The organism is Pseudomonas sp. FG6, from assembly GCF_057809015.1.
In genome coordinates this window covers 155,598-162,878 of the sequence record NZ_JBMDJD010000008.1, presented here as the reverse complement: position 1 = coordinate 162,878, position 7,281 = coordinate 155,598, and the positions used below count along the sequence as shown (strand labels likewise).

At 62.7% G+C, this 7,281-nt stretch carries 5 protein-coding genes; all 5 read right to left on the bottom strand.

The features are described 5' to 3' along the window. Positions 1-260 precede the first annotated feature (260 nt). The 5 genes from ACODSJ_RS07750 to hflK all read right to left on the bottom strand — a co-directional run bounded on the left by ACODSJ_RS07750 (position 261) and on the right by hflK (position 7,235). Positions 261-2,195: a methyl-accepting chemotaxis protein gene (locus tag ACODSJ_RS07750; RefSeq protein ID WP_489101156.1), complete on the bottom strand. Its 1,935-nt coding sequence runs from the start codon at positions 2,193-2,195 to the stop codon at positions 261-263. A 150-nt stretch (positions 2,196-2,345) separates the two neighbouring features. After that, positions 2,346-3,638: an adenylosuccinate synthase gene (locus tag ACODSJ_RS07745; protein WP_489101155.1), complete on the bottom strand. Its 1,293-nt coding sequence runs from the start codon at positions 3,636-3,638 to the stop codon at positions 2,346-2,348. A gap of 54 nt (positions 3,639-3,692) precedes the next feature. Beyond that, the gene (locus tag ACODSJ_RS07740) at positions 3,693-4,880 is read right to left on the bottom strand and encodes an ATP phosphoribosyltransferase regulatory subunit (protein ID WP_489101154.1); all 1,188 of its coding nucleotides are present in this window, start codon (positions 4,878-4,880) and stop codon (positions 3,693-3,695) included. A gap of 313 nt (positions 4,881-5,193) precedes the next feature. Beyond that, on the bottom strand, positions 5,194-6,063 hold the full coding sequence (gene hflC / locus ACODSJ_RS07735; RefSeq protein ID WP_260958927.1) for a protease modulator HflC: 870 nt from the start codon (positions 6,061-6,063) through the stop codon (positions 5,194-5,196). Then, positions 6,063-7,235, bottom strand: a complete 1,173-nt coding sequence (gene hflK / locus ACODSJ_RS07730) for an FtsH protease activity modulator HflK (protein WP_489101153.1) — start codon at positions 7,233-7,235, stop codon at positions 6,063-6,065. The genes hflC and hflK overlap by 1 nt, the downstream gene beginning before the upstream one ends. Positions 7,236-7,281 lie beyond the last annotated feature (46 nt).

Below are 7,281 nucleotides of genomic sequence, written 5' to 3'. Positions count from 1 at the left end.
AGGTGCTGGTGACCGCAAGGTCGTGGAAGTTCGAGTCTTCTTCTGGGCACCAATTCAAGCTTCAAGGTAATTATCTTGAACCTCACAGAAACCCGCGAAAGCGGGTTTTTGCGTTTCCGGGTTCTGGAAATATTTGAGTCGCTGAAGTCGCTATCGCGAGCAAGCTCGCTCCCACATCGGATCTCTGTTCACTGCGATCCTTGCGGGAGCGAGCTTGCTCCGGGCGGCAATCCGACGATGAGGCCTGCCCAGCCGCCCGATCAAGCCCGGAACTGCCCCAGGCTCGCCTTCAACTGCGCCGCCAGGCTGTCCAGCACCTTGCCGCTGGCCGTGGTCTCGACCACTGCCTGGGCCGCCTTCTCGGCCTGGGCATGGATGGTCTCCACTCGCCCGCGCACCGCTTGCGCGCCCTGAGCTTGATGAGCCGCCGCCTGGGTCGCCAGGCCAATGGCCGCATGCACCTGTTCCACGGACGCCTGTACCGCTTGCTGCAGGCGCGCACTGTCGCGCAACACCAACAAACCTTCGCTGGCCTGCCGTCCGGCCTGGCCGATGGCGGTTACCGCCTCGCGAGCACCCTGCTGCAACGCCACGATATGGGCCTGGATGTCGCCGGTCGAGCTCTGGGTCTTGCTCGCCAGCGCCCGCACTTCGTCCGCCACCACGGCAAACCCGCGCCCGGTTTCCCCGGCACGCGCCGCTTCAATGGCTGCGTTCAACGCCAGGAGGTTGGTTTGCTCGGCGATGCCATGGATCACCGTCAACACCACTTCGATCTGCTCACTCTGCTGCGCCAGCCGCTCGATGACCTTCGCCCCCGTGTCCACCTGCACGGCCAGCGCCTCGATCAGCCCGCCGACCTTGGCCGACGTGCGCGTGTTTTCATCAGTGGCCTGGCGAATCTCCACCACTTGCTGCAAGGCGGCCTGCATCGCCTGGCTTTCCGACTGCGCCTCATCAGCCATTTGCGACAGCGCACGCAAACTCTCGGCCACTTCATCACGCTGCATCCCGGCAGCCGCATCGGCTCCCGAGTTGCGCAAGGTCATCGCCCCGATTTCCACGCCCGTGCGCTGAGCCACATCCCCCGCCTCCCGGACGATGGGTTGCAACTTATCCACAAAGCGGTTGACCGCCGAAGCCATGTCGCCGATTTCGTCCTTGCTGCTGATCTGCACACGCTTGGTCAGGTCACCCTCGCCCGCTGCCAGATCGTTCATTGCAGCAATCAACAGTTTCAGGCGATTGACGACTCGCCGCCCCAACACCACCGCCAACAGCAACAACACACCGAAACCCACCAGCGCCAGGCCAAGGCCGATGCGCCAACGCAAGGTGCCGGCGGCCTCCTGCACGGTCGACGCGGTATTGGTCTGCATTTGTGTCGCCGTGGCCTGGGCCGATGCCAGCCGGCCGCGCATGGCCGTGGCGCTGTCCGCGGCGGCACCCTTGAGACTGTCGCCGACCAGCTGGTCACTGCTGGCGATCAACGCCGAGAATCGCTGATCCAGCGCCTTGAGGTCGGTTTCCACCGACGCCGTGGAGACCCCCATCAGCACTTTGCCGATTTCCACGCCGTTAGGGTTGATGGACGCTTCAAGGTAATACACCGACGGATCGCTCTTTGCCGCGTCCAACACCTTATCGAGCGCCCGCTCACCCTTGCCTTTTTCCAGCAAGGCCTTGTTGATCGGGTTCTCCCGGTTCAGATAACGCGTCAGGTGCTCGCCCGCAGCGTCGTCATAGATGACGAACAGCACGTTAGGGTTGCGCTGGGCTCGACGGGCGAATTCGGAAAGGGTCGGCACATCGCCGTCCCACATCGCACGCGGTGCGACCGACGCCAGGAGCTGCGCCATATCGTTGGCAGAATCCTTCAGGTCCTTCTCCAACGCGCCACGCAACTGCGCCTGCTCGTCTTTCAGACGCGAGGACAAACCGACGTTCAGCCGCTGGCGAGTATTGGCAGACAGGCTGTCCAGGCTCGACGTCACCTCACGCCCTGCCTGCTCCAACTCGCCGGACAGCTTCTGGCTGTCCACGCCAAGACGGCTGCCCAAATCGGCTTCCAGTGCCGTGACCGTGCTGCGGGTCAGCGCAACGGCCACCAACACCTGCACCAAAAGGGCGATACCGAGAGTAACGAACACGGGCCGTAATAAACGGCTTTGTAACAGTGAGAGAACGGCCGACACGTGAAATCCCTCTACCAAACGCCATTAAATTGATAGCACTCATAAAAGCGGTGCCTTAACGCAGATGCGTAGCAAGTGTCGTGCCGGTAGGCAGGCAGAAACGACAAAGGGCCCCAACAGGGGCCCTTTGTGTTTTACATCAACAAGTTATCAGGCGAATGGATGACGCAGAACGATGGTTTCGTTGCGGTCCGGCCCCGTCGAAATAATGTCGATCGGCGCGCCGACCAACTCTTCGAGGCGCTTGATGTAGTTGCGCGCCGCCACTGGCAGCTCTTCCAGGGTCTTGGCCCCGACCGTGGATTCGGTCCAGCCCGGCATCTGCTCGTACACCGGCTCCAGGCCGATGTAGCTGTCGGCGTCGGTCGGTGCGTCGATGACGGCGCCGTCCTGGTTCTTGTAGCCCACGCAGATGTTGATGGTTTCCAGGCCGTCCAGCACGTCCAGCTTGGTCAGGCACAGGCCCGAGATGCTGTTGACGTCGATGGCGCGACGCAGGATGACAGCATCGAACCAGCCGCAACGACGGGCACGGCCGGTGGTGGCACCGAATTCATGGCCGCGCTTGGCCAGGAAGGCACCGATGTCGTCGAACAGTTCAGTCGGGAACGGACCCGAACCGACACGGGTGGTGTAGGCCTTGGTGATACCCAGGATGTAGTCCACGTACATCGGGCCGAAGCCCGAACCGGTGGCGATACCGCCGGCGGTGGTGTTCGAGCTGGTGACGTACGGATAGGTACCGTGGTCGATGTCCAGCAGCGAGCCCTGGGCGCCTTCGAACATGATGTCCTTGCCGGCGCGACGCAGCACGTGCAGCTCGGCGGTGACGTCGAGCATCATCGGCTTGAGCAGCTCGGCGTACTCCATGCATTCGTCCAGGGTCTTCTGGAAGTCGATGGCCGGCTCTTTGTAGTAATTGACCAGGACAAAGTTGTGGTAGTCCAGCAACTCGCCCAATTTGGCGGCGAAGCGCTCGCGGTGGAACAGGTCACCGATGCGCAGGCCACGGCGGGCCACCTTGTCTTCATAGGCCGGGCCGATACCGCGCCCGGTGGTACCGATCTTCAACTCGCCACGGGCTTTTTCACGGGCCTGGTCCAGCGCCACGTGATAGGACAGGATCAGCGGGCAGGACGGGCTGATACGCAGGCGCTCGCGCACCGGCACACCCTTCTCTTCCAGCTTGACGATCTCTCGCAGCAGGGCGTCGGGCGCCACTACCACACCGTTGCCGATCAGGCATTGCACGCCTTCGCGCAGCACGCCCGACGGAATCAGGTGCAGGACGGTTTTTTCACCGTCGATCACCAGGGTGTGGCCTGCGTTGTGGCCACCTTGGTAGCGCACTACGGCGGCAGCATGTTCGGTCAGCAGATCAACGATCTTGCCTTTGCCCTCATCACCCCACTGGGTGCCCAGGACTACGACATTCTTACCCATAACACTTGTCCTCATTCGCGCAAACTTGGTGCCGGCAGCCGCCGGCAGGAAAACTCAAGAAGCCAGCGGCAGTACCTGCCAAAGCCCATTCTGCAGAATCAATTGCCGGTCGCAGTCCGCTTCACGGGCGGCGGCCAGAGGTTGTCCAGGCAAGGCCTGGACGACGCGCTGACCCTCACTGCGCAACTGGCAGACTGCCTGCCAGAGTGCCGCATCCGTACTGTCAGGCATCCAGATACCGCCAGACGGTAGCTCGATCTCAGCACGCCCCAGGGTCACCAGGGTTTTCAAATCGGTGGAGAAACCCGTCGCCGGGCGGGCGCGACCAAAATCGGCGCCAATGTCGTCATAACGACCGCCCTGGGCGATGGACTGGCCCACGCCTGGCACGAACACGGCGAACACGACACCGGTGTGGTAGTGATAGCCGCGCAACTCGCCGAGGTCGAAGTACAGCGGCAACTGCGGGAAACGCACCGACAGGCGCTCGGCAATCGCCAGCAAATCGTCCAGCGCCGCCAGCACAGGCGCCGGGGCATGGGCCAGGCGTTGACGGGCCGCCGCCAGCACTTCACGACCGCCGCACAGGTCAACCAGCGCCCGCAACATGGCGGACAGGTCGGCCGGCAGGCCTTCGGTCAGGCTGATGACTTCGTCGATAGCCTTGCGCTGCAGGGCGTCGAACAGTTGTTGCTCCACTTCCCCGGACAGCCCGGCCGCGCGCGCAAGGCCGCGATAAATGCCGACATGTCCCAGGTCCATGTGGACATCCGGTACGTCCGCCAGTTGCAGCATGGCCAACATCAGGCTGATGACTTCCACGTCGCTGCTCGGGCTGGCGTCGCCATACAATTCGGCGCCCAACTGGATCGGACTGCGGGAAGAGGACAGCGCACGCGGCTGGGCGTGCAGCACGCTGCCGGCGTAGCACAGGCGGCTCGGACCTTCCCGGCGCAGGGTGTGGGCGTCGATGCGCGCCACTTGCGGCGTGATGTCGGCGCGAAAGCCCATCTGCCGGCCCGACTGCGGGTCGATCACCTTGAAGGTACGCAGGTCCAGGTCCTGGCCCGCGCCGGTCAGCAGGGATTCCAGGTACTCGATATGAGGGGTGACGACAAACTCGTAACCCCAGCTCTGGAACAGATCCAACACCTGCCGACGCGCTACTTCGATACGCGCAGCTTCCGGTGGCAGTACTTCTTCGATGCCATCTGGCAGCAGCCAGCGGTCTACCGTTGCCATTACGCCATTCCCCTATGGTCCGGGCGGCCAGCGTTCGGGCTGGCCCTGAGTGAAGCAGAAAATGCCTGCGCCCTGCGTAAAACACGCGCAAGAGCGACGTGACGAATGACCTGCAACCGGCCCCGCCCTGCACTTTCCTCGAAAAACCTGCCGGGTCATTCAACCCGACGCCTGCCGCAAAAACCGCAATCGAACGTGCAGACGCAAAAAAGCCGGGAATTTCCCGGCTGCCGCATCATACACACGTTTTCCCAAAGGATCACCCCGCCCGACGCTTTAGCCGCCGGGCGGAGTGTCTCAGGTCAACGCCGCATCAAGGCTTGGCCTTTTCCAGGAAGCGGAAGAACTCGCTGCTGGGGTCCAGGACCATGACATCGGATTTGTTCGCAAAGCTTTCACGGTAGGCGCGCAGGCTACGGTAGAACGCGTAGAACTCCTGGTCCTGGCCGAAAGCCTTGGCATAGATCGCAGCCGCCTGGGCGTCACCGTCACCGCGAACCTCTTCCGATTCACGATACGCCTCGGCCAGCAGCACACGACGCTGACGATCGGCGTCGGCACGAATGCCTTCGGCCAGCTCGTTACCCTTGGCGCGGTGCTCGCGAGCCTCACGTTCACGCTCGGTGCTCATGCGCTCGAACACGCTGCGGTTCACTTCCTTGGGCAGGTCGATAGCCTTGACCCGGACATCGACCACTTCGATACCCAGCTCTTTTTCCGCCATGCCGTTCAGCGAACGGGTGATATCGGCCATGAGCGCATCACGCTCACCGGACACCACTTCATGCAGCGTACGCTTGCCGAACTGGTCACGCAGGCCCGACTCCAGACGACGGGACAGGCGCTCGTCGGCGATCTGCTTGAGGCCGGAGGTCGCGGTGTAGAAGCGCTCGGCATCCTTCACACGCCACTTGGCATAGGCATCCACCATCACGGCTTTCTTTTCCAGCGTCAGGAAACGCTGCGTCGGCGCATCCAGGGTCATCAGGCGGCCATCGAATTTGCGCACCTTGTTGACGTAGGGCACTTTCACGTGCAGGCCCGGCTGGACATCAGGCTGGACCACGCGACCGAATTGCAGCAGCACCGCACGCTCGGTCTGAGCCACGATGTAGAAGCAGTTCCAGGCAGCGATCGCAACGACGACACCGACAATAAGGGCGATCAGTGATTTATTGCTCATCAGCGACTCTCCCTGGTACGCGTTTGCTGTTGCTGCAAGTCCGCCGCAGCACGGGCATTGGCTTCATTGCTGGCGGCAGCCGCGCTGCTCGGCGGCGCACTGGTGCTGCGACCACCCTCGACCATCTTGTCCAGCGGCAGGTACAGCAGGTTGCTCTGGCCGTTCTTGTTGCCGGTCACGAGGACCTTGCTGGTATTGCTGAAGACTTCCTGCATGGTGTCCAGGTACAAGCGCTCACGGGTCACTTCAGGGGCCTTGCGATATTCGGCCACCAGCTTGGTGAAGCGATCAGCCTCACCCTTGGCACGGGAGACCACTTCGCCGCGGTAACCGTTGGCGTCCTCGATGATCCGCTGCGCCTGGCCACGGGCTTCCGGCACCACGCCGTTGGCGTAGGTCTCGGCCTGGTTGCGCGAACGCTGCTCGTCTTCACGGGCACGGATCACGTCGTCGAAGGCTTCCTGGACTTCACGCGGCGCCGCCGCGCTCTGGACGTTGACCTGGGTGACGGTGATACCGGTGCGATAGGTGTCGAGGAAGCGCTGCAGGCGTTCCTTGATTTCGCTGGCCATCAGTTCACGACCCTCGGTCAGCACCTGGTCCATGGCGGTGGAACCCACCACGTGGCGCAGGGCACTTTCGGTCGCGTGTTGCAGGCTCACTTCCGGCTGGTCGACGTTCAGTACGAAGTCCTGCAGGTTGGTGATCTTGTATTGCACGGTCAGCGGCACTTCGACGATGTTCTCGTCTTCGGTCAGCATCTGGCCCTGCTTGGTGTACGCACGCTCACGCGTGACGTTTTCCAGGTATTTCTGGTCGATCGGCGGGAAATAGATATTCAGGCCCGGGCCGACGGTTTCGTAGTACTTGCCGAAGCGCAGCACCACGGCCTGCTCCTGCTCGTCCACGACATAGACCGCGCTGTACAGCCAGACGGCCGCAAGCACGACGAGACCGATGCCGAGCAGGCCGAAACCACCGCCATTGCCCGGGCGACCGCCACCGTCGTCGCTGCGTTTCTTACCACCGCCGAACAAACCGTTCAGGCTTTCCTGCAGCTTGCGGAAGGCCTCGTCGAGATCCGGTGGCCCCTTGCGGTCGCCGTTGTTACGACGCTTGCCACCCCAGGGATCCTGATTATTCGAGTTGCCACCCGGCTCATTCCAAGCCATAGCGCTCTCCATCTGATAAAGCTAAGACGCACCCACGGCGCGCCGG